This is a genomic window from Sphingomonas sp. PP-CE-3G-477, assembly GCF_003050745.1.
In the GTDB taxonomy this organism is placed as follows: Bacteria; Pseudomonadota; Alphaproteobacteria; order Sphingomonadales; family Sphingomonadaceae; genus Sphingomonas.
On record NZ_QAOF01000008.1, the window covers coordinates 88,505 to 114,065 of the forward strand.

At 66.2% G+C, this 25,561-nt stretch carries 27 protein-coding genes; 18 read left to right on the forward strand and 9 right to left on the reverse strand.

Translation table 11 applies throughout. The features are described from left to right. Window positions 1-50 precede the first annotated feature (50 nt). Window positions 51-1,640 carry a hypothetical protein gene (locus tag C8J45_RS14985; RefSeq protein ID WP_181321232.1) on the forward strand — a complete coding sequence of 530 codons (1,590 nt, stop codon included), beginning with the start codon at window positions 51-53 and terminating at the stop codon, window positions 1,638-1,640. On the opposite strand, the gene C8J45_RS14990 is transcribed toward C8J45_RS14985, so the two are convergent. The 4 genes from C8J45_RS14990 to C8J45_RS15005 form a co-directional block, all read right to left on the reverse strand. Further along, on the reverse strand, window positions 1,600-2,748 hold the full coding sequence (locus C8J45_RS14990; RefSeq protein WP_107963943.1) for a GNAT family N-acetyltransferase: 1,149 nt from the start codon (window positions 2,746-2,748) through the stop codon (window positions 1,600-1,602). The genes C8J45_RS14985 and C8J45_RS14990 overlap by 41 nt on opposite strands. Window positions 2,749-2,790: 42 nt before the next feature. Further along, complete coding sequence (locus C8J45_RS14995; RefSeq protein ID WP_107963944.1) at window positions 2,791-3,255, reverse strand: RidA family protein; 465 nt, start codon at window positions 3,253-3,255, stop codon at window positions 2,791-2,793. 309 nt (window positions 3,256-3,564) lie between these two features. After that, on the reverse strand, window positions 3,565-4,191 hold the full coding sequence (locus tag C8J45_RS15000; RefSeq protein WP_107963945.1) for a hypothetical protein: 627 nt from the start codon (window positions 4,189-4,191) through the stop codon (window positions 3,565-3,567). After that, a complete protein-coding gene (locus C8J45_RS15005) occupies window positions 4,188-4,472 on the reverse strand; it encodes a DUF3572 domain-containing protein (protein WP_107963946.1) in 285 nt (94 codons plus the stop codon). The genes C8J45_RS15000 and C8J45_RS15005 overlap by 4 nt, the downstream gene beginning before the upstream one ends. Before the next feature lie 36 nt (window positions 4,473-4,508). Here C8J45_RS15005 and C8J45_RS15010 point away from each other — a divergent pair, with 36 nt between their 5' ends. Continuing rightward, on the forward strand, window positions 4,509-4,871 hold the full coding sequence (locus C8J45_RS15010) for a response regulator (protein ID WP_107963947.1): 363 nt from the start codon (window positions 4,509-4,511) through the stop codon (window positions 4,869-4,871). 357 nt (window positions 4,872-5,228) lie between these two features. Here C8J45_RS15010 and rpmG read toward each other — a convergent pair whose 3' ends face one another. Further along, complete coding sequence (gene rpmG, locus C8J45_RS15015; RefSeq protein WP_055881863.1) at window positions 5,229-5,396, reverse strand: 50S ribosomal protein L33; 168 nt, start codon at window positions 5,394-5,396, stop codon at window positions 5,229-5,231. A gap of 192 nt (window positions 5,397-5,588) precedes the next feature. Here rpmG and C8J45_RS15020 point away from each other — a divergent pair, with 192 nt between their 5' ends. From C8J45_RS15020 to C8J45_RS15050, 7 genes are all read left to right on the forward strand, one after another. Then, complete coding sequence (locus C8J45_RS15020) at window positions 5,589-5,921, forward strand: hypothetical protein (RefSeq protein WP_258191478.1); 333 nt, start codon at window positions 5,589-5,591, stop codon at window positions 5,919-5,921. A gap of 15 nt (window positions 5,922-5,936) precedes the next feature. After that, window positions 5,937-6,491: a TMEM165/GDT1 family protein gene (locus tag C8J45_RS15025; RefSeq protein WP_258191479.1), complete on the forward strand. Its 555-nt coding sequence runs from the start codon at window positions 5,937-5,939 to the stop codon at window positions 6,489-6,491. Window positions 6,492-6,552: 61 nt separating this feature from the next. Continuing rightward, window positions 6,553-7,050, forward strand: coding sequence for a Dps family protein (locus C8J45_RS15030; protein ID WP_107963949.1), 498 nt, complete (start codon window positions 6,553-6,555; stop codon window positions 7,048-7,050). 67 nt (window positions 7,051-7,117) lie between these two features. Beyond that, complete coding sequence (locus C8J45_RS15035) at window positions 7,118-7,303, forward strand: DUF1328 family protein (RefSeq protein ID WP_107964025.1); 186 nt, start codon at window positions 7,118-7,120, stop codon at window positions 7,301-7,303. Between the two features lie 70 nt (window positions 7,304-7,373). Next, window positions 7,374-7,880 carry a DUF6265 family protein gene (locus tag C8J45_RS15040; protein WP_107963950.1) on the forward strand — a complete coding sequence of 169 codons (507 nt, stop codon included), beginning with the start codon at window positions 7,374-7,376 and terminating at the stop codon, window positions 7,878-7,880. A 44-nt stretch (window positions 7,881-7,924) separates the two neighbouring features. After that, window positions 7,925-9,517: a cisplatin damage response ATP-dependent DNA ligase gene (locus C8J45_RS15045; protein ID WP_107963951.1), complete on the forward strand. Its 1,593-nt coding sequence runs from the start codon at window positions 7,925-7,927 to the stop codon at window positions 9,515-9,517. Window positions 9,518-9,587: 70 nt separating this feature from the next. After that, on the forward strand, window positions 9,588-10,361 hold the full coding sequence (locus tag C8J45_RS15050) for an AcvB/VirJ family lysyl-phosphatidylglycerol hydrolase (RefSeq protein WP_107963952.1): 774 nt from the start codon (window positions 9,588-9,590) through the stop codon (window positions 10,359-10,361). 216 nt (window positions 10,362-10,577) lie between these two features. On the opposite strand, the gene C8J45_RS15055 is transcribed toward C8J45_RS15050, so the two are convergent. Continuing rightward, the gene (locus C8J45_RS15055) at window positions 10,578-11,396 is read right to left on the reverse strand and encodes a glutaminyl-peptide cyclotransferase (protein ID WP_107963953.1); all 819 of its coding nucleotides are present in this window, start codon (window positions 11,394-11,396) and stop codon (window positions 10,578-10,580) included. Between the two features lie 46 nt (window positions 11,397-11,442). Then, window positions 11,443-12,306: a cold-shock protein gene (locus C8J45_RS19710; protein ID WP_107963954.1), complete on the reverse strand. Its 864-nt coding sequence runs from the start codon at window positions 12,304-12,306 to the stop codon at window positions 11,443-11,445. 302 nt (window positions 12,307-12,608) lie between these two features. Between C8J45_RS19710 and C8J45_RS15065 the strand changes: the two genes are divergently transcribed. The 6 genes from C8J45_RS15065 (at window position 12,609) to C8J45_RS15090 (ending at window position 18,470) form a co-directional block, all read left to right on the forward strand. Next, window positions 12,609-13,229: a ribonuclease D gene (locus C8J45_RS15065; RefSeq protein ID WP_056063589.1), complete on the forward strand. Its 621-nt coding sequence runs from the start codon at window positions 12,609-12,611 to the stop codon at window positions 13,227-13,229. Further along, entirely contained in the window at window positions 13,229-13,882 is a 654-nt protein-coding gene (lptC, locus tag C8J45_RS15070; RefSeq protein ID WP_107963955.1) for an LPS export ABC transporter periplasmic protein LptC, read from the forward strand. The genes C8J45_RS15065 and lptC overlap by 1 nt, the downstream gene beginning before the upstream one ends. A 5-nt stretch (window positions 13,883-13,887) precedes the next feature. Beyond that, window positions 13,888-14,436 carry an LptA/OstA family protein gene (locus C8J45_RS15075; RefSeq protein WP_107963956.1) on the forward strand — a complete coding sequence of 183 codons (549 nt, stop codon included), beginning with the start codon at window positions 13,888-13,890 and terminating at the stop codon, window positions 14,434-14,436. A 145-nt stretch (window positions 14,437-14,581) separates the two neighbouring features. After that, the gene (lptB, locus tag C8J45_RS15080) at window positions 14,582-15,364 is read left to right on the forward strand and encodes an LPS export ABC transporter ATP-binding protein (RefSeq protein WP_107963957.1); all 783 of its coding nucleotides are present in this window, start codon (window positions 14,582-14,584) and stop codon (window positions 15,362-15,364) included. A gap of 153 nt (window positions 15,365-15,517) precedes the next feature. Then, on the forward strand, window positions 15,518-17,017 hold the full coding sequence (gene rpoN, locus C8J45_RS15085; RefSeq protein WP_107963958.1) for an RNA polymerase factor sigma-54: 1,500 nt from the start codon (window positions 15,518-15,520) through the stop codon (window positions 17,015-17,017). 61 nt (window positions 17,018-17,078) lie between these two features. Then, window positions 17,079-18,470, forward strand: coding sequence for a DUF418 domain-containing protein (locus C8J45_RS15090; RefSeq protein ID WP_107963959.1), 1,392 nt, complete (start codon window positions 17,079-17,081; stop codon window positions 18,468-18,470). A gap of 11 nt (window positions 18,471-18,481) precedes the next feature. On the opposite strand, the gene C8J45_RS15095 is transcribed toward C8J45_RS15090, so the two are convergent. Next, window positions 18,482-19,480: a ligase-associated DNA damage response exonuclease gene (locus C8J45_RS15095; protein ID WP_107963960.1), complete on the reverse strand. Its 999-nt coding sequence runs from the start codon at window positions 19,478-19,480 to the stop codon at window positions 18,482-18,484. Between the two features lie 105 nt (window positions 19,481-19,585). After that, complete coding sequence (locus C8J45_RS15100; RefSeq protein ID WP_107963961.1) at window positions 19,586-20,191, reverse strand: hypothetical protein; 606 nt, start codon at window positions 20,189-20,191, stop codon at window positions 19,586-19,588. A 92-nt stretch (window positions 20,192-20,283) separates the two neighbouring features. Between C8J45_RS15100 and C8J45_RS15105 the strand changes: the two genes are divergently transcribed. The 3 genes from C8J45_RS15105 to C8J45_RS15115 all read left to right on the forward strand — a co-directional run bounded on the left by C8J45_RS15105 (window position 20,284) and on the right by C8J45_RS15115 (window position 25,365). Then, window positions 20,284-22,707: a ligase-associated DNA damage response DEXH box helicase gene (locus C8J45_RS15105; RefSeq protein ID WP_107964026.1), complete on the forward strand. Its 2,424-nt coding sequence runs from the start codon at window positions 20,284-20,286 to the stop codon at window positions 22,705-22,707. A 364-nt stretch (window positions 22,708-23,071) separates the two neighbouring features. Further along, on the forward strand, window positions 23,072-23,896 hold the full coding sequence (locus tag C8J45_RS15110) for a retroviral-like aspartic protease family protein (protein WP_258191480.1): 825 nt from the start codon (window positions 23,072-23,074) through the stop codon (window positions 23,894-23,896). Window positions 23,897-23,955: 59 nt separating this feature from the next. Then, the gene (locus C8J45_RS15115) at window positions 23,956-25,365 is read left to right on the forward strand and encodes a M20/M25/M40 family metallo-hydrolase (protein ID WP_107963963.1); all 1,410 of its coding nucleotides are present in this window, start codon (window positions 23,956-23,958) and stop codon (window positions 25,363-25,365) included. The last annotated feature ends 196 nt before the right edge of the window (window positions 25,366-25,561 follow it).

The window sequence follows — 25,561 nt, forward strand, 5'->3', positions numbered from 1 at the left end:
TCGTGGGCGCACTTGTCTAGTGCGCCCACCCGCCCCTAGGGTTCGACGATATGATTACTCAGGGGGAAAAGCTGCATTGGTGGCAGACGCGCGCATTCGTTGCCGCGGTTGCGATCGCATCGATCATACCATTGCTGTGGCCGGAAATACCGCCGCTGGTCGACCTGCCCGGACATATGGGCCGGTACCGCGTCCAGCTGGCGATCGGCGACAATCCCTGGCTTTCCCAGTGGTATAACTTCCGCTGGCAGATGATCGGCAACCTTGGCATCGACCTGTTGATCGTGCCGCTCGCGCCGATCTTCGGGTTGCAGCTGGCAGTGAAGCTGATCGTGATGGCGATTCCCGCGCTGACCGTGACCGGGCTGCTGTGGATCGCGCGCGAAGTGCACGGGCGAATCCCCGCGACCGCGTTGTTCGCGTTGCCGCTCGCCTACAGCTACCCCTTCCAGTTCGGATTCGTGAATTTCGCGCTGGGCATGGCGCTCGCGCTCAACCTGTTCGCGCTCTGGCTGCGGATGGGGCGGCTCGACCGGCGGCAGCTGCGGACCATCATCTTCGTCCCCGTCTCGTGCCTGTTGTGGCTGTGCCATACGTTCGGCTGGGGCGTGCTGGGCGTACTCGCCTTCTCCGCCGAGCTGATCCGCCAGCACGACATCCGCCGCGACAGCGATCCCAAGAGCTGGGCACATGGCTGGTTCAAGGCATGCATCCAGGCGGGGCTGAACTGCCTGCCGCTCGCGCTGCCGATGGTAATGATGGTGGTCTGGCGATCGGGCGATCATGTCGGCGGCAAGACGCAGGACTGGTTCAACTGGCGCTGGAAGATGAACTGGATCACGATGGTCCTGCGCGATCGGTGGATGACGTTCGACATCGCGTCGGTGACGGTCCTGTTCGTGATCCTGTTCCGCGGCGTGCGCGACCAGACGATCGAATATTCGCGCAACCTGAGCCTGTCGGCGCTGTTCCTAGCGATCGTGTACGTGCTGCTGCCGCGGATCGTGTTCGGCTCGGCCTATGCCGACATGCGGCTCGCGCCGTTCATGCTCGGGATTGCGGTGATCGCGCTGCGGCCGCGACACGGCCTATCGCTACGCGGTGCCGCCGTGCTCGCGGTGCTGGGGTTTGCGTTCTTCGGCGTGCGGCTGGCGGGGACGACGGTCAGCTACCTGATGTACGATCGCAGCTACGACCAGGCGATCGCGGCGATCGATACGGTGCCCGAGCGCTCGCGGGTCGTGTCGTTCGTCGGGCGGCGCTGTCGCGACGACTGGGCGTATTCCCGGCTCGAGCATGTGCCCGCGCTGCTACTGGAGCGGCGGCTGGCGTTCACCAACGATCAGTGGTCGATGGCGGGCGCGCAGCTGATGACGACGCAGTATCCGGCGGCGAAGGGCTTTGCGCATGACCCTTCGGAGATCGTCAGCGACATCAAGTGCCGTGGGCAGTTCTGGCGGCCGATCTCGATGGCGCTGGAGAAATTCCCGCGCGATGCGTTCGATTACGTGTGGCTGATCCACCCGCCGAAGTTCGATCCGGCGCTGGTCCGCGACCTGACGCTGATCCGGCGCGACGGCACCAGCCTGCTGTACCGCGTCAACCGGGCTGCTGCTGCTCGCCCCGCCGAAACGGAGTAAGCTCGCCGAGATACTCCTGCTGCTCGGCGACGGCTTCGCGCTCGCGCACGAGATAGTCGGCGATCGCACGGCGGAAGCTCGGGTCGGGAATGTAGTGCGCGGAATAGGTTGCGACCGGCGCATAGCCGCGCGCGAGCTTGTGTTCGCCCTGCGCGCCCGCCTCGACGGTCTTCAGGCCGCGCGCAATGGCCGCGTCGATCGCCTGGTAATAGCAGAGTTCGAAGTGGAGGAACGGCACCTCCTCCGTCGCGCCCCAGTATCGGCCGTAGAGCGTGTCATCGCCGATCAGGTTGAGCGCACCGGCGATCGGTACGCCGTCACGCTCGGCGAGGATGAGCAGCACGCGGTCGCCCATCGTCTTGCCGATCTGGTCGAAGAACGCGCGCGTCAGGTAGGGCTGGCCCCATTTGCGGCTGCCGGTGTCCTGGTAGAAGACCCAGAACGCGTCCCAGTGCTCAGGTGTGATTTCGGCGCCGACAAGGTGGCGGATCGTTAGCCCTTCGACGGCGGCGGCGCGTTCCTTGCGGATCGCCTTGCGCTTGCGACTGGCGAGGACGGTGAGGAAGTCGTCGAAGCTGGCGTATCCCTCGTTCTTCCAGTGGAACTGCGTGCCTTGGCGGATCAGCCAGCCGGCGGCCTCAAAGAGCGCGACTTCGTCGGGGTCGATGAAGGTGGCGTGCGCGGAGGATAGCCCGCTCTGGTCGGTCACCGCCTCCAGCGCGGCGATTAGCGCAGGAGCGTGCTCGCGATCGCGAAGCAGCAGGCGCGGACCGGGCACGGGGCTGAACGGCGCAGCGATCTGGAGCTTGGGGTAATATTGCCCCCCTGCCCGCTCCCACGCGTCGGCCCAGCCCTGGTCGAACACGTATTCGCCCTGGCTGTGGCTCTTGGCATAGGCAGGGGCGATCGCGGCGGGTTTGCCGTCGGGGCCGTCGACCACCACCGGCAGCGCCTGCCAGCCGGATCGGCCGCCGACGCTCTTCGACGCTTCGAGCGCGGAGAGGAAGGCGTGGCCGACGAACGGGTTGGCGGTGCCGGAGCACGCCTCCCAATCCTCGGCCGCGATCGAGGTGACGCCTTGGGCGATGCGAGCAGTGACCGAATTCATCACTGCGTTAGGTAGAGACGCGAGGGCGCGCCTCCAAGGAGCTTAGGCGGAAACCTGGACGATCGCGTCGATCTCGACGGCGGCGCCGAGCGGGAGGACGGGAACACCGACCGCCGAGCGCGCATGCTTGCCGGCATCGCCGAACAGCGCGACCATCAGGTCCGACGCGCCGTTGGCGACCTTCGGCTGATCGGTGAAATCGCCGGTCGAGTTGACGAACACGCCGAGCTTCACGATCCGCTCGACGCGGCCGAGTGTGCCGAGCGCCGCCTTCATCTGTGCGACGAGCATGAGCGCGCAGAGCTTGGCGGCCTCCTGCGCGTCTTCGAGCGACACGCCGTCTCCGACGCGACCGGTAACCAGAGCGCCGTCCTTGAACGGCAACTGGCCCGAGATATGGAGCATGCCGTTCGCCAGCACGGTCGGGACGTAGGACGCCACGGGTGCGGCGGCCTGCGGGAGGGTGAGGCCCAGCTCTTCGAGCTTGCGGTCGATACGATCGGTCATGGGGGAGGTATCACCACAGCGGTGGGGGATGGGTCAAGTGGGGGCGGGTTGCCGCCTTAGGGCCGGGGGCCCAACACCTGTCCGTGTTGCTCACGCACGCTGGAGCCAGACTGGCTGACGTACACCGTCACAAGCGTAGCGCGTATGGGTCCCGGCCTCCGCCGGGATGACGGACGATTTGAGTGCGGCGCTCTCGGCGGATGAGATGCCCGCGCCCCTTCCTGTTCTCCCGCGAAGGCGGGAGCCCAGGATTACGGGCGATATCGCTTTTGGCTCCCGCCCCCCCGCGTTCGCGGGGGAACAGACGGCTCAGGCGTCCGCCGGCAAACCCGCCTCGAACCGTGCGGCGATCCAGTCGGCCGCCTCGCGCCAGTCGTCGATCCGCGCGTGCGCCTCGGGCGCCTTTGGCACACTCACCGCGAGCGTCGGCTCCGAAACCATGTGCAACCGGTGCACCCCCGGCGCGTGCTTGGCGACCGACTCGTGGTGCACCGCAAGGTCATCGACGAACACCGTGACCGGCGACCCATATTCCTCGACCAGCCGCGACACCGGCGTCCCCTTGCCGCCCTGGTTGCACTCGACCCGGTGGACGATACCGAACTTCGCCAGTTGCTCGATCCGCGGCTGGCGGCATTCGTCCTGGAGGTTGGTAAGGATGACGATGTCCGCCACCTGCGCGAGCCGCTCCAGCGCCTCGACCGCGTGCGGCACCAGCGTCTGGCGGTGCATCTCGGCGGGGAAGAACTCGCCCAGCATCGCCCACATGTCCTCGCGCGATGGCGGCGGACCGCCATTGCGACGCGTCATCGCGGTCGAGAAATCGCCGTGCTGGATCTGGAAATCGATGTCGTGGCGCTCGTCGAGCCAGACGCCGAAATGCTTGACCATGTGCAGCAGCACTTCGTCGCAATCGCTGATCAGCAGCGGCCTCATGCTTCGAATTCTCCTTGGTCTAGTCTGGCGTGCGCGCGGACCAGCGCCTCGGGCTTCACCCCGAGCGATTCGGCGCAGGCGATCAGGTCCGGCTCGTGGTTCTCGAGAAAGCCCAACGCCGCGGACAAAACCGCCGGGTCGTTTGCTCGCGCACGCAGGTCGCTCGGGTCGAGGCCGGTCACCGACAACAGCCGCATCGCGCGGTCGGGTTCGCCCAGCGTCCATACCAAAGCGCGCAGGGCGAGCGCTTCGGCGTCTTCGTTTGAATCGCGGTCGCGCATTGCCTATCGTGCCTTCTTTCCGGATAAGGTGCGGCGGTGACAAAGAAGGTGCTCGTTGTCGAGGACAACGAACTGAACCTCAAACTATTCTGCGACCTGTTGCGCGCGCATCAGTTCGCCGTCGAGCCCGTACGCGACGGCCGCGAAGCCGTTGCGCGCGCTCGGGAATTTGTGCCCGACCTGATCATCATGGACATCCAGATGCCGCACGTCACCGGCTATGAGATCATCCTCGAACTGAAGGCGGACGAGGAATTGAAGGCGATCCCGGTGATGGCGGTGACGGCGTATGCCGGGCGCGAGGACGAGGAGCGGATCCGGGCGGCCGGAGCGGACTCGTATGTGTCCAAGCCGATCAGTCTGGCGCGGTTCATGGACGCGGTCGGGGCGCTGATCTGAGACGGGGCGCGCGCGGATACCGATCTGCTCCGCCTGCCGGTTGCTTAACTCGCACATTCCGTTGCCAAACCCCCAACCCCGTTCGTGCTGAGTAGAGACCGAGTAGCTCCGCAAGGAGCGTATCGAGGGCTCGTATCGAAGCATGCGTTCCGCGCGCCAACCGGTCCTTCGATACGCCCTCTCGATACGCCGCCTACGGCGACTACTCGACGGCTACTCAGGACGAACGGGAGAGGGGGCAAGCGGAAGGGGGAGGACGAACCGGAGGGGAATCCCAAACGCCAAAAGCCGCGGATATCGCTATCCGCGGCTTTTCGGATCTCAGCAATCAGACGGCGGTTCGCACCGCCGGCCGGATTACTTGATCTTGGCTTCCTTGAACTCGACATGCTTGCGCACGACGGGATCGTACTTCGAGAAGGAGAGCTTCTCCGTCTTGGTACGGGGATTCTTCTTAGTGACGTAGAAGAAGCCGGTGTCAGCGGTGCTGAGCAGCTTGATCTTTACGGTGGTCGGCTTGGCCATGAGCCCAATTCCTATGGCTTGAAAATGCGAAAGCGGCGAACTGACGCCGCCGCTCCATCAGGGGCGGCGCATGGCGGACGGAGGGAGCGAAGTCAAGCTTTACCCCATCGCCGCACGTCAGGACCGTTCATTTAACCCGCTATTCACTGTCCGGGGCGCATTGTACCGTCAGATAAAGACAGGAGCGGGATCGTGGGGCAGGCGCTGGTTCGAATCGACGACATGATCGCGGTGAAGGCCGATCTCGCGGCGCGAATCACCGCGATCGACGTTCGTGCGCCCTATTCCCGACCGTGCGACATCGCCACCGAGATCGATGCGATCCGCGTGATCGCGCATACCAACGGCCTCAATCCCGCGGTCACGGTCGCGCACTTCGTCGACTCGGCGCTCTCACGCGGCGAGCATGGCGCGCTGGTGCATGGCTGGCTGTCGATCCTGCGCGATGCGGTCGGGTGCGAGCGGCAGGACGTCCAGGCGTGCCACGTATTCGCCGCCGCGTGTTCGGTGCGTCTTGCGGGATAATCCATGGACGCCTTGATGGCGGCTCTCGTCGCGGCCGCGCTTGCGCAGGTCGGCGATCGAACGGCGTGGCTCGCGGCGATCCTGTCGGACCGGTACGCCAAGCCGGGACTGGTGATCGCGATGGCGGCGCTGGCGTTGCTCGCCGCGAGCAGCTTGGCGGCGACGCTCGGCGCGGTAATCGGGCCGAAGCTCGCCCCCAATGCACAGCAACTCATGCTGGCGCTCGCGCTGTTACTGCAGGGCGGCGGATCCTTCTTTCCGGCAAAAGTACCCGAGCGGCTCGATCGCTGGAAGATCGGCGCGATCGCCACCACCGCGCTCGGCCTTTTCATTCTGGCCTTCGGCGACGGCGTTCAGTTCATCGTCCTGACGCTCGCCGCGCGGACGCCTGTCCCTGCGCTCGCCGCGATCGGCGCGACGATCGGCTCGCTGGTCGTGATCGTCCCCGCCGCGCTGATGGGCGAGGCCGCATGGCTGAAGCTGCCGCTCAAGCCGCTGCGCATCGCGATCGGGATCGTATTCGTGATCTTCGGTATCGTTCTCGCGCTCGGCGCCTTGCGATTGGTCTAGCGGCCGGGAGCAATTCGGTGTTCGGATCGTTCACGCAACGACTTTCAAACCGGAGCTAGACATGGCCGACATCAATCCCGCCCTCGACACGCCGACCGACCTGCCGAGCAACAGCACCAAGTCGGTCGCCGACGCGCTGAACGCCGCGCTCGCCGATTGCTACGCGCTGTACCTCAAGACCAAGAATTTCCACTGGCACATGTCGGGGCCGCATTTCCGCGACTATCACCTGCTGCTCGACGACCAGTCTGCACAGATCATCGGCGTGACCGACGCGATCGCCGAGCGCGTGCGCAAGACCGGTAACACCACGCTGCGCTCGATCAGCGACATCTCGCGCCACCAGACGATCGCCGACAACGACATGGCGTTCGTCGGCCCGACCGAGATGCTCGCCGAACTGCGCGAGGACAATCTGAAGCTCGTCGAGCAGTTCCGCATCGTCAAGGACGCCGCCGACGCCGCCAAGGACAACGCGACGAGTGGGATTGTGGATGAGTGGACGGATCACGCCGAGGAGCGTGCGTGGTTCCTGTTCGAGGCGAGCCGCAAGGCCTGATCGTTACGCCCGAGGAACAAATCGGACGCCAAGCCGGTTGAGCGACCTTACCAAACAGGAGGCCGATATGTTGAAGCTTGCAATTACCTTTCTCGTCATCGGCGCAGTTTTCGCGCTGCTCGGCTTCGGCGGCATCGGCGGGGCGTTCATCGGTATCGCCAAGATCCTGTTCTTCATCGCGATCGCGCTGTTCGTGATCTTCCTCGTGCTCGGCCTGCTTGCGGGCAAGAGCATCAAGAACGCGGTGGACTGACGCGGCTATCGCTTGCGACTCGCATAGAGCCGCCAAACATGTAGCCTCTGCCGGAAACGGTGGAGGCTATATGCATTTCTGGATCTCGATCCTCGCACTCGCGGCCTTGCCGGCCTCGTCGTTCGCGGCCGTTCCCGACGAGACGCGGTCCGCCGTTCCCGGCGTGGCGTCACCGAACGCGAACATCGAATCGCTCGCGTGGCTGGAGGGAAGCTGGCGCGGTCCCGGCCTCGGCGGCGATGCCACGGAAGTCTATTCCGCGCCCGAAGCCGGTCAGATCACGGGACATTTCACGCAGACGCAAGAGGGCAAGGTCGCCTTTTACGAACTGATCCAGATCGTCCCCGTCGGTAAATCGCTGGCCTATCGGCTGCGTCATTTCAACGCCGACCTGACCGGATGGGAAGATAAAACGCGTAAGCCGGAAAGCTTCGCACTCGTCGCGATCGAGAAGGACGCCGTCCATTTCGACGGTCTGACGATGCGGCGACTCGGGCCGAACCGCATCGACGTCTGGGTACGGATCGATGGCAAGGCGCCGCGCGAGGCGCTCTTCAGCTACACGCGCACGCGTTGAAAGCAGGCGGGGAGCGGCGGCGGCTTCCCGTGCGTTGAACCACGATGCACGCTTTTGCCGCCCTGCTCGACTCGCTCACCTACACACGGTCGCGTAACGCCAAGCTGAAGCTGATCGCGGATTACCTGCGCGCGACGCCCGACCCCGACCGGGGCTGGGCAATGGCGGCGCTGACCGGCGATCTCGATCTCAAGGGCGTGAAGTCGGCGGTGATCCGTGGGTTGATCGAGGAACGCGTCGATCCGGTACTGTTCCGGATGAGCCGCGATTATGTCGGCGATACCGCGGAGACGGTTGCGCTGCTCTGGCCTGAGCCGACGGTTCCGGTCGACCCGACCCCCTTGTCGATCACCGACGTCGTCGAGCGACTGGCGGCATTGTCGCGGGCCGATGCGCCGGGTGCGCTGGCCGACATGCTCGACCGATCCGACGCCGAGGAGCGGTTCGCGTTGCTCAAGATGGCGACGGGCGCGTTGCGGATCGGCGTGTCGGCGCGGTTGGCGAAGACCGCGCTCGCCGATGCGTTCGGGCTCGATGTCGATGCGGTCGAGGAGGTCTGGCACGGGCTCGATGCGCCGTATCCGAGCCTGTTCGCCTGGGCGGAGGGCACGGGCGCGCAGCCTACGCCCGCGGACGTGCCGGTGTTCCGGCCGTTCATGCTGGCGCACGGGCTCGAAGACCTTCGCGTCGACCTCGTCGACTATGCCGCGGAGTGGAAATGGGACGGCATCCGCGTCCAGATCGTCCACGTCGCGGACGAAACGCGGCTCTACAGCCGGACCGGCGACGACGTGACGGGCAGCTTCCCCGAGATCGCGGCTGCGTTCCGGACGCCTGGGACGGTCGACGGCGAACTTTTGGTGAAGGGCGAACATCAGGGCGGCACGCTGGAGGATGGTGGCGGGGCGGCGAGCTTCAACGCGTTGCAGCAAAGGCTTGGGCGCAAGACCGTGTCGGCGAAGATGCTGGCGGACTATCCTGCGTTCGTGCGGCTCTATGATCTGCTGATCGACGGCGACGAGGATTTGCGTTCGCTACCCTGGACCGAGCGGCGGAAGCGGTTGGAGGCGTTCGTGCCGCAACTCGACTCCGAGCGGTTCGATCTGAGCGTCGTGATCGACGCGGACGACTTCACCGCGCTGGAGGCGATCCGTGCCACCGCGCGCGATTCGGCTATCGAAGGCGTGATGCTGAAGCGCCGTGATTCGCCGTACGTCGGCGGACGTCGCGCCGGGCTCTGGTATAAATGGAAACGTGATCCGCTGACCGCCGACTGCGTGATGATGTACGCGCAGCGCGGCTCGGGGCGGCGGTCATCTTATTATTCGGACTATACCTTCGGCTGCTGGACCGAAGAGGGCGAACTGCTCCCCGTCGGGAAAGCCTATTCGGGGATTACCGACGAAGAGCTCAAAATGCTCGACAGCTTCGTGCGCAACCATACGCAGAACCGGTTCGGACCCGTGCGCGAAGTCGAGAAGACGCTGGTGCTGGAGATCGCGTTCGATTCGCTACACGATTCGAAGCGGCACAAATCGGGGGTGGCGATGCGCTTCCCGCGGATCGCGCGGATCCGGACGGACAAGCCCGCGGCGGAGGCGGACCGGATCGAGACGCTCAAGCGAATGATCACGTAATCCGCGCGTCATGATAGTCCGCAGCCGTGCGGGGTATTGACCCGGTCTTGGTACGAGTCAGGATGATCCGGTGACAGTTACGAAACATTCTCGCCCGGCAGCGGCACGACGCTGGCGGCGCGGCGCCTGGGTGACCGGCATCGTGTCCGCGATCGTCGTGCTGTTCGTCTACCTCGCCGGCTATTTCGACCGCGATCCGGTGCATGTGTATCCGGCGATCGGCGTCCAGGCCTCGGGACCGCCACCGGTCGCGGTGGTGAACTTCTCGGGCGACATGGGGCTGCGCTTCCTGCTCGGCGCGTCGACCTCGCGCGGGCTGACCGAGCACGGCATCCCGGTGGTCGGTATCACCACGCCGGCGTTGTTCGCGCATCATCGGACGCGAGCGGAGCTCGATGCGATCATCGCGGACGGCGTGCGGACCGCACTGGCGCGCACGGGTGCGAAGCGGATCGTGGTGATGGGACAGTCCTACGGCGCGGATATCGTCCAGACGGGGCTAGTGAACCTGCCGAAGGACATGCGTGCGCGTGTGGCGGCGATCGTTTTGATCCTGCCCGGCGACACGGTGTTCTACCGCGCCGACCCTTCGGGACTGCTCTACGACCACGGGACGCCCGACAGCATGGGGGCGACGACCGGCAACCGACTGACCTGGGCGCCGGTCACGTGTATCTACGGCCTCGAAGAAACCGACAGCCTGTGTCCGCTGCTGACCACCGCGAACGCGCGGAAGGTTGGGATGCCGGGGGGGCATAATATCCATCACGATGCGGATGGGTTGCTCGGGCATGTGCTCGCCGCGATCCGCGCAGTGGCGCCGGGGGCTGGACGGGGGTTCTGAGGAACTCCCCATCTACGAAGCGATCCTCTCCAGAGGCGCGCGCCTGATTCCTTTCGCGAGGATGACGGGGTTCGGATGACGGCGGCTGAAGACAGCGTTCAGGAGGCGCCCTGCCCCTCCTTGTTCTCCCGCGAAGGCGGGAGTCCAGTCTGGGCTCCCGCCTTCGCGGGAGAACAAGTAGGGGTGCGCTGCCAGGGGACTGCAACTCCACAGAGCCTATTGGGGCGTGGCGGCGATCTTGATCTCGAAGAGCGTCGGCCAGTATTTGCCCGTCACGAACAGCCGGTCGGCCTTCGCGTCCCAGGCGATGCCGTTGAGGACCGCTTCGGGATCGGTCGCGGCGATCTCGGCGACGAGCGGGCGGAGGTCGATCACTGCGGTCACCTTGCCGGTTGCGGGATCGATGCGGACGAGGAAGCCGGTGTGCCAAACGTTGGCGAGCAGCGCACCGTGGACATATTCGAGTTCGTTGATGTCGCGTAAGGGACGCCCGTCGATCGTCACCGCCACGCGCTTGCGTTCGGCCAGTGTCAGCGGATCGCGGGAAATGATCTCGGAACTGCCGTCGGACTGGAGCAGCGAGACGCCGTCGCTGGTCAACCCCCAGCCTTCCCCGGTGTAGCGGTTCTGCCCCTTGGGTTTCAGCGTGCGAACGTCCCAGCGATGCGCGATGCCGTCGTGCCAGGTGAGGCTGACGAGCTGGTCCTTCCACAGCGCAAGGCCCTCGCCGAACTGCGCAGGGTCGATTCGCGCCTTGGCGAGGATCTTGCCGTCCTTGAGCGAGACGCGGCGGACGTCGGATTGCCGCTCCTGCCCCGTGCTCTCGTACAGGGCGCCGTCGTGCCAGAGCAGCCCTTCGGTGAACGCAGTGCGGTCGTGCGGATAGCGCGCGACGATGGTCGCCGAGAACACCGGCACGCGGGTCGGCTCGCGCGGAGCCGCGACAGCACCCTGGCCGGCCTGCGCTGCCGACGACAGCGAAGACGATGAAACGAGAACGGCCGGTCCCGCCAAAGCGAAACCGGCCGCAATCATTATCCTACCGAACACGGTACGATCAGCGTTCTGAGTCAGACAGCTATCAGCCGCCTGCGCTCAGGTTCACCGCTGCGTACTTGCCGCGACGATCGACCTCGAGCTCGAACTCGAGCTTGTCGCCCTCGTTCAGCGTCGACATGCCGGCGCGCTCGACGGCCGAGATGTGGACGAATGCGTCAGGCTGTCCGTCGTCGCGCTGGATGAAGCCGAAGCCCTTCATCGCGTTGAAGAATTTGACCGTACCGGTCGCCTTCTCGCCGGTGAGCTGACGCTGTGCGCCACCTGCACCACCGTCACGGTCGCGATCGCCACCACGGGGCGCGCCCGGGCCGGCATCACGGTCACGCGGCGGGCCGCGATCGGTGACGGCCATCGGCTCGCCGTCGATCTTCAGGTCGGTTGCCGAGATACGGCCACCGCGGTCGACGAGCGTGAAGCCGAGCGGCTGACCCTCGGCGAGAGCGACCATGCCGGCCTGCTCGACAGCGCTGATGTGGACGAACACGTCCTCGCCGCCGTCATCGCGAACGACGAAGCCAAAGCCCTTCTGCGCGTTGAAGAACTTTACGACGCCCGTGCCTTCGCCGACGACCTGGGGAGGCATGCCGCGACCACCGCCGCCGCCGCCACCGCCCGAGAAGCCGCCGCCACCGCCGCCGCCGCCGCGGTAACCACCGCCGCCGCCGCCGCTGCCGCCACCGAAGCTGCCGCCGTAGCTGCTGCCACCGCCGCCACCGTAGCTCGAGCCACCGCCGCCGCCATAGCTGCTACCGCCGCCGCCGAACCGATCGCCGCCACCGCCAAAGCTGCTGCCGCCGCCGAACTCGTTGTCGCCGCCGCCGAAGCTGTCGCGCTTGTCGCGGCCACGCCCGCCACGGTTCCCGCGGCCACCTTTATCGAAACCCATAAGCTCTGTTCGTCTTCCCGGTTCGCCCGCAAATTTCTCAAAACCCTTGTGCCGGACGACGAACGCAGGTTTTCCAGCGCGAAACCTTTTGCGCCTTGAGGGAACCCTTAGCGCAAAATACAAGCCGTCGCGAATAGATTCTGATCCGAGGGCGCTCGATTTGGATCGATACTGGCGCAAGTGTCGCGCTCCAGCCACGACTCGTCGCATCGACGATCGCGAAGCCTTCTTGTCGCCTGATTCGGATCGGTGACGCATATAGAGGCATTGAGCGTTCAGCTTCGGGCGGCTACGGCCGACTCATGACAGTTCATCTCCACGAAGGCGACATTCCCGCCGACCTGTTCGCGGCCGGCGCCGCGATCGCCGTCGATACCGAGACGATGGGGCTGATCACGCCTCGCGATCGGTTGTGCCTCGTCCAGCTTTCCGATGGCGGCCCTGACGAGCACCTCGTCCGATTCGCCGCGGGAGCCGGCTACGACGCGCCGAACCTGAAGGCGCTGCTGGCCGATCCGGCGCGGGTGAAGCTCTATCATTTCGGTCGGTTCGATATCGCCGCAGTCCAATATTATCTCGGCGTCGTCGCGGCACCGGTATATTGCACCAAGATCGCGTCGCGGCTGGTGCGGACCTACACCGATCGTCACGGTCTCAAGGAAATCGTCCGCGAACTGCTCGGCCAGGACATCTCGAAGCAGCAGCAGTCGTCGGACTGGGGCAGCCCCGAACTGTCCGAGGCGCAGAAGGATTATGCGGCGTCGGACGTGCGCTTCCTCCACCGGTTGCGGACCGAGCTCGACAAGCGGCTGATTCGCGAAGGCCGGATGGAGCTAGCGCAAGCCTGCTTCGACTTCCTGCCGACCCGCGCCGCGCTCGATATCGCCGGCTGGCCCGAAATCGACATTTTCGCACACGCTTGATGGACGTTCCGCCGCCCTCCCCCGTCGCCCGTCGCGTGCGGACCGCGCGCCAGGACTGGGCCGCGCCCGGTGGCAGCCACGATCGGTTCGTGGCGATCGCCCGCGTCGGCCTGCCGACCGCGATCGGCGTGCTGGCAGCGTTCCTGGTGATGGCGCCGCTGACGGCGGGCGGCGACGTGTCGTTCCTGCTCGACAAGAACAAGGTCGATGTCGCGCAGGAGCGGATGAAGACGCAGGCGGCGCGCTATCGCGGCGAGGATACGAAGGGCCAGGCGTTCACGCTCGACGCCGCCTCGGCGATCCAGAAGAGCTCGGCCGAGCCGATCGTCCAGCTCAACCAGCTCGCCGCGCAGATCCAGCTGACCGACGGCCCCGCCAACATCAAGGCGAACACCGGCCGCTACGACATGGACACCGAGAAGGTGCAGTTGTTCGGTCCGCTCAACGCCACCGCGGCGGGTGGGTACGACCTGAAGACCACCGACGCGACGATCGACATGAAGGCGCGCACGCTCGAAAGCGGCGGGGCGGCGACCGGCACCGTCCAGCAGGGCACGTTCAGCGCGAACAAGCTGCGCGCGAACCTGGAAGAGCGGACCGTGACGCTCGATGGCAATGCGCGCTTGCGGATCATCCCCAGAGGGCCGAAATAGCCGCCATGCGCGCCACTCACATTCTTGCCGGCTTGTCCGCCCTCTTGCTCTCCACGACCGCGGTCGCGCAGCAGGCGCACAATTCCAACGCCCCGATCGATTTCGGCGCGGATCATATCGAGCTGCAGGACAAGGCGAACCGCGCGATCCTGTCGGGCAACGTCGCGGTCAAGCAGGCCGAGATGACGCTGAACTCGGCGCGGATGACGGTGGCGTATACCGGCCAGGTGATCGGCGGAAACCCGCAGGTCTCGCGGCTCGACGCGTCGGGCGGCGTGATCGTCAAGCGTCCCGACCAGACCGCGCGAAGCCAGTATGCGATCTACGACCTCAACCGGCGCGTCATCACGATGCTCGGCGCGGTCACGCTCACGCAGGCGGGCAACACCGTGAACGGCGGGCGCCTGACGATGAATCTCGACACCGGGCGGTCGGTGATCGACGGCTCGTCGGTCGCCGGCGGCAGCGCAGGCGGATCGGCGGCAAGCGGTGGCACTGTGACCCAAACCGGCGGTCGCGTGACCGGCACCTTCTCGGTTCCCAAGCGCAACTGAGCCAGCAGGGGCGTCGTGAGGGGCTCGTAGGGGCTTCCCTCCGGCGGCGCGCTCATGCATGTTTCCTGCCAAACCCCCGCCGACTGTTCGGCGACACCATCAACGCCGAGTTTTCGGCGACTGACTTTTGCGAGGGCCTGATCCCATGGACGCCACCACGCTGCCCCCGATCGAGAACGTAGAGCCGATTTCCGAACCGCCGGTGAGCAACGGGCTCCAGGTCGTCTCGATTGCCAAGTCGTACGACAAGCGCGTCGTGCTGACGGACGTGTCGGTCTCGGTAGGACGCGGCGAGGTCGTCGGGCTGCTCGGGCCGAACGGCGCGGGCAAGACGACATGCTTCTACTCGGTGATGGGCCTCGTGAAGCCCGATTCGGGCCGGATCATGCTCGACGGCGAGGACATCACGAAGCTGCCGATGTACCGGCGCGCGATCCTTGGCCTCGGCTATCTGCCGCAGGAAACGTCGATCTTTCGCGGGCTGACGATCGAGAAGAACATCCTGACCGTGTTGGAGCTGTCCGAGCCGGACAAGGCGGCGCGCCAGCGGAAACTCGACACGCTGCTCGAGGAGTTCGGGCTGACCCGCCTCCGCGCGGCACCGGCGATGGCGCTATCGGGTGGCGAGCGGCGGCGTGCGGAAATCGCGCGCGCGTTGGCGGCGGATCCGTCGATCATGCTGCTCGACGAGCCGTTTGCGGGCATCGATCCGATCTCGATCGCCGACATCCGCGACCTGGTGAAGGACCTCAAGCGCCGCGACATCGGCGTGTTGATCACCGATCACAACGTCCGCGAGACGCTCGAGATCGTCGACCGCGCCTACATCATCTACGACGGCCGGGTGCTGTTCTCCGGCTCGCCCGAGGAACTGGTCGCGGATGCGAACGTCCGGCGGCTGTACCTCGGCGAAGGCTTCTCGCTCTAGAGTTATGAACAGGCTGGCGCATCCATTCCTCCCCGGCACGGGGAGGGGGACCAGCGGAGCTGGTGGAGGGGGACCTCCGCGAACGCAGCGTCTGACGCGCCCCCCCTCCGTCGACGCTTCGCGCCGCCACCTACCCTTGCAGGGGAGGATCTAGTGAGCCTCGCCCCTCGCCTGGACATCCGCCAGTCGCAGTCGCTGGTGATGACCCCGCAGCTCCAGCAGGCGATCAAGCTGCTGGCGCTGTCGAACCTGGAGATCGAGGGGTTCATCGCCGAGGAAGTCGAGCGCAACCCCCTCCTCGAAGCCAGCGCCGCCGAGGATAGCGACGCGCCGGACCGCGAGCCCGCCCCCGAAGTCCGCGACGAACGCGTCGCCGCCGACGAACTGGTCGCGGGCACCGGCGCAGGCGACGAACCGACGCTCGACGTCGACTACGCCACCGAAAGCCACCAGCAGGACAGCGTCGCCGACGGCGGCAGCGGGATGGACGGCGCGCTGTCGATGACCGGCGCGAGCGCGGGGGGAGCGGGCGGTGAAGACGGCCCCGATCTCGACGCGTTCGCGGATACCAGCCTCAGCCTCGCGGATCACCTGCTTGCCCAAGCCGGCCCTGCCATCCCCCACGAAGACGCGTTCATCGCCGCGCACCTGATCGACCAGATCGACGAGGCGGGCTACCTGACCGTGTCGCTACTCGACATCGCCAACCGGCTCGGTGTGCCGCTGGTGCGCGTCGAGGCCGTGCTCGCGACGATCCAGACGTTCGACCCGACCGGCGTCGGCGCGCGCGATCTTGCCGAATGCCTCGCGTTGCAGGCGAAGGAAGCCGATCGCTACGACCCCTGCATGGCGCGGTTGATCGACAACCTCGATCTGCTCGCGCGTGGTGAACTGACGCGGCTGAAGCGGATGTGCGACGTCGACGACGAGGACATGGCGGACATGATCCGCGAACTCCGCGGGTATGATCCGAAGCCGGGGTGCAGGTATGGCGGCGAACCGGCGCAGTCGGTGACGCCCGACCTGTTCGTCGCACGGACCAAGGCCGGCTGGGCGATCGAGATCAACGCCACCACGCTGCCCCGCGTACTGGTCAACCGGAGTTACTATACCGAGCTGTCGGGCGGGCAGCAGGACAAGGCGTCGAAGGCGTGGCTGTCGGACTGCCTCGCCAGCGCGAACTGGCTGGTGAAGGCGCTCGACCAGCGCCAGCGGACGATCATCAAGGTCGCGACCGAGATCGTGAAGCAGCAGGAGGCGTTCTTCCTCAAGGGCGTCGCGCACTTACGGCCCCTGACGCTGCGCCAGGTGGCGGACGCGATCGAGATGCACGAATCGACCGTCAGCCGCGTGACGAGCAACAAATACGTCTCGTGCGCGCGCGGGCTGTACGAACTGAAATACTTCTTCACGAGCGCGATCCAGTCGGCGGATGGCGGCGAGGCGGTGTCGGCGCAAGCGGTGAAATCGGCGATTCGGGCGCTGATCGATACCGAGGGTGCGAAGATCCTGTCCGACGATACGCTGGTCGATCTGCTCAACGCCAAAGGCTTCGACATCGCGCGGCGGACGGTTGCAAAGTACCGCGAAGCGTTGGGGATAGGAAGTTCCGTGCAACGCCGCCGGGCCCGTACATTAGAGGGCGCCGGCTAAGCTTGCCTTTCGTCGCGATAGGCCTAGCGTCGGGCCTGTCATCTCGGGGGGGCCCAGAACGATGGACGACCAAGCCACACGCGACCTAGGCGCCACGGCAGCCGAACCAGCGATCTTGCAGGCGGCGGAGCCCGATGGTGCGCCGCGTATCGCGGTTCTCGACATCCTCCGCGGGATCGCGATCCTCGGCATCCTGTTCATGAACATCAACGACATGGGCGGCTCGCTCTGGGCGTCGTTCGGCGATTTTCGGCATATCGGGTGGACACAGGCCGATCAGGTCGCGTGGTGGCTGCGCGAGGTGATCGCGAACGGCACCGCGCGCTGCATGCTCGAACTGCTGTTCGGTGCGGGGATGGTGATCCTGACCGATCGCGCCGCACTGAGCGCCGGCAAGCGCGTCGTGATGAAGCGCTATTACCTCCGCAACCTGCTGCTGTTCGGGTTCGGCGTGGTCCACGTCTTCATCCTGTTGTGGCCCGGCGACATCCTCCACACCTACGCGATCGCCGCTATGATCGCGTTCCTGTTCCGCCGGATGCGGCCGCGCTGGCTGATCACGATCGGGCTGATCGCCGCCGTCGCGCAGTTCGCAGGGGGCGGATATTTCGGCTATTATCAGGCGCTGCAGGAGCGGTCGCAGGTCGCCGCGATCAACGAAGCGCGCGCGGCAGGTCGACCGGTCACCGCGGACGATCGAAAGGTGCTTGCCAAGATCGCGACCGGCGACGCCAAGCGCGCCAAGAGCAAGGCCGACAGCCGTGCGAGGATCGTCGCGGAGGACAAGGCGCGGACCGGCAATTTCGCGACATGGGCGGCGATGCAGTGGAGCGTAACGGTCTATCTCGAGACGCACGGGTTCGAACTGCTGTTCGTCTGGGAAGCCGCCAGCGTGATGCTGATCGGTGCCGCGCTCTACAAGCTCGGCATCCTGCAAGGCGCGCGATCGCGCGGCTTCTACCTGCGCATGACGCTGATCGCCTACGCGGTCGCCATCCCGCTGCGGATCGTCGGCGCGATCGAGCAGACGCGGTTCGACGATGCGCCCAAGACGATGTGGGCCACCGTCGAAGTCGCGCGCGAGGCGATGACGCTCGGCCATGTCGGCGCGGTGTGCCTGCTGCTCGGCACCGGGTTCGGCGCCACGCTGTTGCGGCCGTTCATCGCGGCCGGGCGGACCGCGCTGTCGATCTACATCCTCCAGACGATCATCTGCCTGTGGATCCTGTTCCCGCCGTTCGGCCTAGCCCTGTACGGGACGCTCGGCTGGACCGGTCTCATGGCGACCGCGCTGGCGATCGATATCACGCTGTTGCTGCTCGCCAACGCCTATGTACGAAGGTTCGACATCGCCCCGGTGGAGTGGGCATGGCGATCGCTGGTAGAGGGACGCGCGCTGCCGTGGCGCAAAGCGACGCCGCCGCCATTCTCCGGAGAATTGCGCCCGGCGTGAGGTCCGAGGGTTCAGTCGTCCTCGTCCTCGAACCCCACCAGCGCCAGCGCGCGCGCCTTGATCTGGCGGGTCATGCACCAGTGGACCAGCGCGTCCTCGCGCCCGTGCGTGACCCAGACTTCCCGCGGCGCGATCTCGGTCAGCGTCGCGATCAGTTCGTCCCAATCGGCGTGATCGCTGAGGATCAGCGGGAGCTCGACATTTTTCTGTCGCGCACGGCCCCGAACGCGCATCCAGCCGCTCGCCATCGCGGTGATCGGATCGGGCAGCCGCCGCGACCAGCGATCGTTGAGCGCGCCGGGCGGGCACATCACGACGTGTCCGGCCATGTCCGCCTTCTTCGCGTCTGCCACCGGGAGCAATTCGCCGAGCCTGACGCCGTGTTCTGCATACAGGTCGCACAGGCGTTGCAGCGCGCCGTGGATGTAGATCGGTGCCTCGTGACCGCGCTCACGCAGTTCGGCGATCACGCGCTGCGCCTTGCCGAGCGCATAGGCGCCGACGACGACGCAGCGGTCCGGGTTGGCGTGCAGCGCGGCGATCAGCTTGTCGATCTCGTCGCCGGTGTCGGGGTGGCGGAACACCGGCAGGCCGAACGTGGCTTCGGTGATGAAGACGTCGCATTTGACGGGTTCGAACGGCGTGCAGGTCGGGTCCGCGCGGCGCTTGTAGTCGCCCGAGACGACGATCCGCTCGCCGCGATAGTCGAGCACGATCTGCGCGGAGCCGAGGACATGGCCGGCGGGGACGAAGCCGATATCCACCTCTCCCATGCGGATCGTCTCGCCATACGCGACCGGGTTGCCGGCTTGCGGCCCATAGCGCGCGTCCATGACCGCCAGCGTTTCGGGGGTGGCCCAAACCGTTTCGTGCCCCCCGCGCGCGTGATCGGCGTGGCCGTGCGTGACGAGGGCCTTGGCGGTCGGGATCGAGGGGTCGATCCAGGCGTCGATCGGCTTGACGAGGATGCCGTGCGGATGCGGTTCGAGCCAGTCGCCGAGTTTTGCCATGGAGGGGGTAACGCGTGACGCGAGGATGCGGTGCCGTTGGTAGCGTACGGCCACCGAACGGCCGCTCAAAGCGCCCGCCACCACCCCCTGGCGGGGGAGGATCGGTTACCGCCGCCCGCCGACCTTGATCGTCGCCAGAATCGCATCCATCCGCGCCGCCGCAACCGCCTGGGTCGGCGCGTTGCGGCTGGCCGGGGCTGCCGGCTTCACCGCGTACGTGACGCGGTCGATCGCGTAGCAGGCGCCGTTGATGACGCTGCGCAAGTTGGTCGCGTTCACCTGCTGGCTCATGCCGGCGTCGCCATTGGTATAGACCGTCCAGCGGTGGCCGCCGAGCATCCGGTTCGGCAGGCGCCTCGCGCTGCCCGAGACCAGTCCCGCGGTGCCGCACGTCGCGACCACGTCGGCACTCCGACTGAAGCCAACCTGGATCAGCTCGGTCACCTGCCCCTGGCCGTTGGTCGGCCGGGCGACCTCCCAGAAGCGGACGATGCCGACGCCGCGACCGACCGGCGCGCCGTCCCACATCTGCCGCCACCCACGGTTCATAACCGCGCGGCCTGCGAAATTGCGCGTCGGCGTCAGGCTGGAGGCGTAGGACAATCGGACGATGCCGCCGCCCCCAACGAACGACTTGTCGGCGGCGGTGGCATTGGCGAACGGCAAAAGTGCAAGCAACGGCAGGGGCAGAAGATAACGAAGAAGCGACACCGATCGTCTTTCACAACAGAGCTTTGGCTGAAATGCCGGCCATCGCGCACGCGGTCCATAGCGGTGCGGCGCGACGCCCCCATATGACGGTAATGCGTGAACAGGCCGTGAGCGACCTCCCCTCCCCCTTGGAAAACTGGTTTGTCGCGAGGGGTTGGCGGCCGCGGCGGCATCAGCTGGAGATGCTGGCGGAAGGTCGCGCCGGACATCATGCGCTGCTGGTGGCGGCTACCGGCGCGGGGAAGACGCTTGCCGGGTTCCTTCCGACGCTTGCCGAGCTGATCGAGGCGCCGACTACTGGTCTCCACACGCTCTACGTCTCCCCGCTGAAGGCGCTCGCGGTCGACGTGCAGCGCAATCTGTTGACGCCGATCGACGAGATGGGCGTCGATATCCGCGTCGAGACGCGCACCGGCGACACGCCGTCGGACCGCAAGGCGCGGCAACGGATCAAGCCGCCGCAGATCCTGCTGACCACGCCCGAATCGCTGTCGCTGCTGCTGAGCTATCCGGACAGCATCACGATGTTCGAAAACCTCCGCACGATCGTCGTCGACGAGGTCCACGCGTTCGCGACCGGCAAGCGCGGCGACCTGCTCTCGCTGTGCATGGCGCGGTTGCAGACGATCTCGCCGGGGATGCGCCGCGTCGCGCTGTCGGCGACGGTCGCAGATGCCGACGGCTATCGCGCGTGGCTCGCGCCCGATGGCGATATCGACCAGGTCGCGATGGTCCGGGGCGAGGCCGGCGCAGATCCCAACATCGCGATCCTGCTGCCCGAAGGCCGCGTACCGTGGTCGGGGCATTCGGGTCGCTATGCCGCCGCGCAGGTGATGGCGGAGATCGAGGCGCACGAGACCTCGATCGTGTTCTGCAACACGCGCAGCTTGGCGGAACTGATCTTTCAGGATCTGTGGAAGGTGAATGCGGGTAACCTCCCGATCGGCGTCCACCACGGCAGTCTCGCCAAGGAGGCGCGTCGGAAGGTCGAGAACGCGATGGCCGAGGGGAAACTGCGCGCGCTGGTTGCGACGTCGAGCCTCGATCTGGGCGTCGACTGGGGCAATGTCGATTGCGTGATCCAGATGGGCGCGCCGAAGGGGTCGTCGCGGCTGTTGCAGCGGATCGGCCGTGCCAACCACCGGCTCGACGAATCATCGCAGGCGATCGTCGTGCCGGGCAACCGCTTCGAATATCTCGAGGCACGCGCGGCGCTCGACGCGGTCGAGGCGGGCGAGCTCGATGCGGACATCTTCCGCGTCGGTGCGCTCGACGTGCTGGCGCAGCACGTGATGGCGTGCGCATGCGCAGCCCCGTTCCACGAGGCTGCGTTGCTCGACGAGATCCGCTCAGCCCTCCCCTATTCCGCGCTACCGACCGAGACGTTCGAGCGCGTGCTGCACTTCATCAGCGACGGCGGGTATTCGCTCAAGGCGTATGACCGGTTCAAGCGGCTGACCAAGGATGCGGACGGGACGTGGCGCGTCAGCCATCCGAAATTCATCGGCCAGCATCGGCTGAATGCAGGCATCATCGTCGAGGCGACGATGCTCAATGTGCGGTTCGGCAACGGTCGTGTGCTCGGCCGCGTCGAGGAGGCGTTCGCGGCGCAGTTGAGCCACGGCGACACGTTCTTCTTCGCAGGGCTCAGCCTGGAGGTGATGAAGATCGACCTCGAGGATCTGGTGGTGCGCGCGACGTCGAAGCCTGCGCGGATCCCGACCTATGGCGGCAGCCGGATGCCACTGTCGACCAACCTCGCCGACCGTGTCCGCGGGTTCCTCGCGCATCCCGGCGACTGGGCGCGCTTTCCCGACGACGTCCGCGAGTGGCTGGAGATGCAGGCGTATCGGTCGGTCATGCCCGAGCCTGGCCAGTTGCTGGTCGAGACGTTCCCGCGCGAGGGGCGGCATTACATGGTCGCGTACAGCTTCGAGGGCTGGAACGCGCACCAGTCGCTCGGCATGCTGATCACGCGGCGGATGGAGACGCAGGGGCTCAAACCGCTCGGCTTCGTCGCGAATGATTACGCGCTGGCGGTGTACGGGCTGGAGAAGATTACGGACCCCGCCGCGTTGTTCTCGGCGGATATCCTCGAGCATGAGTTCGTCGAATGGGTGCAGCAATCGCATCTGCTCAAGCGTGCGTTTCGCGAGGTCGCGGTGATCGGCGGGCTGGTCGAGCGCCAACATCCCGGCAAGCGCAAGACCGGCAAGCAGGTGACGTTCTCGACCGACCTGATCTACGACGTGCTGCGCAAGTACGAGCCGACGCATCTGCTGCTGGAGGCGGCGTGGGCGGATGCGCGCGCGCGGATGACCGATGTCGGGCGGCTGGCGTCGCTGCTCGACCGCGCGGCGGCGACGATGGTGCATGTCGATCTGGAGCGGGTCACGCCGCTCGCGGTGCCGGTGCTGACGCTGATCGGGCGCGAGAAGATCTCGACCAACAGTTCGGATGATGCACTGCTGATCGAGGCGGAGGCGATGATCGCGGATGCGATGCGGCCGGATTGAGTCGTAGCGCTGCCCCCCGTTGAAAGCACCACCCCGGCGAAAGCCGAGGCCCAATTGGAAAGGTAGCCGTAACGGAGCGCTGCCCTCCATTAGCAACCTCCCCCAATTGGCCCCGGCCTCCGCCGGGATGGTAGCGTTTGGAAGGGACGTTCGTCCCTAACTACGGTAGTTGCACGCGCGCGAAATCAGGCGCAGCATTTGCAGCATGCACAAGTGGCTAGCCCCGCTACTGCTAGTCATCGCCGCCCAAGCTAGCGCTCAGGACGCAGTCTCTCCACGCCCAAATGCTGCACCCCTTCCAGCCGCAGCATCAACCGCAGAACCAGACCCAGCCACGCTCCTGTTCGGCGACGACGAATCCCGAATGACCATCCCCGTGACGATCGCCGGTGCCGGCCCCTTCCCCTTTATCGTCGACACCGGCGCGCAGCGGACCGTGATCTCCCGTGAACTCGCGGCCACGCTCGGGCTTGCGCCTGGCCGCATCGTCCGCGTGACCGGCATGACCGGCTCGGACAGCATCGGCACCGTCATGATCCCCTCGCTCAAGGTGAGCGTCATCGGCAGCGCCGCGATTGAGGCCCCGGCGATCAGCGCGATCAATCTCGGTGCGCGCGGGCTGCTTGGGATCGACACATTGCAAGATCATGCGGTGACGATCGACTTCGACACGAAGACGATGACCGTCACCCCCTCGCGCAAACGCCAGAATCGCGAACGCGCAGGTCCCGACGAGATCGTGATCAAAGCGCGCAGCCTGTTCGGACAGCTCGTCGTCACCGACGCCTATTGCAACGGCATCCGCATCCGCGTGATCCTCGATACCGGCACGTCCGTGAGCATGGCCAATGGCGCACTCCGCCGGAAGGTGACCCGCAAGGGACTGGGCCGCGCTGGGCCGTCGCAGTCGGTGTCGCTGACCGGCGTCACCGGCGAAACCGTGGTCGCGGATTACACGACGATCGACCGCGTCACGATCGGCAGCCTCTCGCTCGGCGATGTGCCCGTCGCATTCACTGCGATCGATGCGCCGCCGTTCCGGCAGTTCGGATTGTCCGAGCGTCCCGCGATGCTGCTCGGGATGGATGTGCTGCAGTTATTTCGCCGCGTCGACATCGATTTCGCCAACCGTGAAGTCAGGCTGGCATTGCCTCGCGGAACGCGTCGTGGCGGGGAACCGCGGCGCTGAGGTTGCGTAACCGCGCGTTCGCTGCAACTCTCCCCACAGAAACGAACAGGGGGACGACGATGCGCGCGACTGGTTGGCTACTCACGGCGGCGATTCTGACCACGCCCGTGACGACGGCGGTTGGGGCACAGGCGCAGTCGCGCCCTGACCAGAAGGCGTTCCTCGGGCTCTACAAGGAACTGGTCGAGACCAACACGACGCTGTCGTCCGGCAGCTGCACGCAGGCCGCGGCGCAGATCGGCGCGCGACTGAAGACGGCGGGCTATGCCGATGCCGACATAACCTATTTCTCGGTGCCCGAGCACCCGAAGGATGGCGGGCTGGTCGCGGTGCTGAAGGGGTCGGACGCGTCGATCAAGCCGATGCTGCTGCTCGCGCATCTCGACGTGGTCGAGGCCAAGCGCGAGGACTGGGTGCGCGATCCGTTCAAGCTGATCGAGGAAGGCGGCTATTATTACGCGCGCGGCACCGTCGACGACAAGGCGCAGGCGGCGATCTGGTCCGACGCGATGATCCGCTTCAAGACCAGCGGGTACAAGCCAAAGCGGACGATCAAGCTAGCGCTGACCTGCGGCGAGGAGACGACGTTCGCGTGGAACGGCGCGCAGTATCTGGCGAAGTCGAAGCCCGACCTGATCGCCGCCGAGTTCGCGCTGAACGAGGGCGGCGGCGGGCGGCTCGACGATAATGGCAAGCGCCAGCTGCTGGCGATCCAGGTCGGCGAGAAGGCCGCACAGAACTACACGTTCCTGGCGACCAATCCCGGCGGGCACAGCTCGCAGCCGATTCCCGAGAACGCGATCTACGAGCTCGCCGACGCCGTGAAGGCAGTCCAGGGCTACGAGTTCCCAGTGAAGTTCACCGACACGACCAAGGCGTTCTTCGCGGCGAGCGCCAAGGCGATGCCGGGCGAGATGGGGGATGCGATCACGAAGCTGCTCGCAAACCCTGAGGACAAGACGGCGGATGCGATCGTCAGTCGTGACAAGGCGATGCACTCCACGTTGCGCACGACCTGCGTGGCGACGTTGCTGAACGCGGGTCACGCGGAGAACGCGTTGCCGCAGCGCGCGACCGCGAACATCAACTGCCGGATCTTTCCAGGGGAGACGGTAGAGGGCACGCTCGCGAAGTTGAAGGAACTTGCGGGGGCGAAGGTAACGGTGACGGCGAACCAGCCGGTGCGGCCGACCGCGATCCCGCCGACGCTCGATCCGAAGATCATGGGGCCGGTGACCAAGGTGGCGGCGAAGCACTTCCCCGGCCTGCCAATCCTGCCACTGATGTCGACCGGCGCGACGGACGGCATTTTCTTCGAAGCGATCGGAATCCCGGTCTACGGCGCACCCGGCGTCTTCATCGACAAGGACATGGGCGGCATCCACGGCCTCAACGAGCGAATTCGTGTGAATTCCCTGTATGACGGCCGCGACTACCTCTTCGATCTGGTGAAGGCGTTTGCGGGATGATGTCCCATGTCCCTCTCCCCTCCGGGGAGAGGGAGGGAGGAGCCTTAGGCGACGGAAGGGAGAGGGGCTTGGGGCTCGAGACCGTGCATCCCAACGCCCCTCTCCCTTCCCACGGCAAGCGCCGCGGGCCCCTTCCCTCTCCCCGGAGGAGCGAGGGAGCACGCGCTTCCCGCCCCGAAACCGTTCGCCCCGCGCT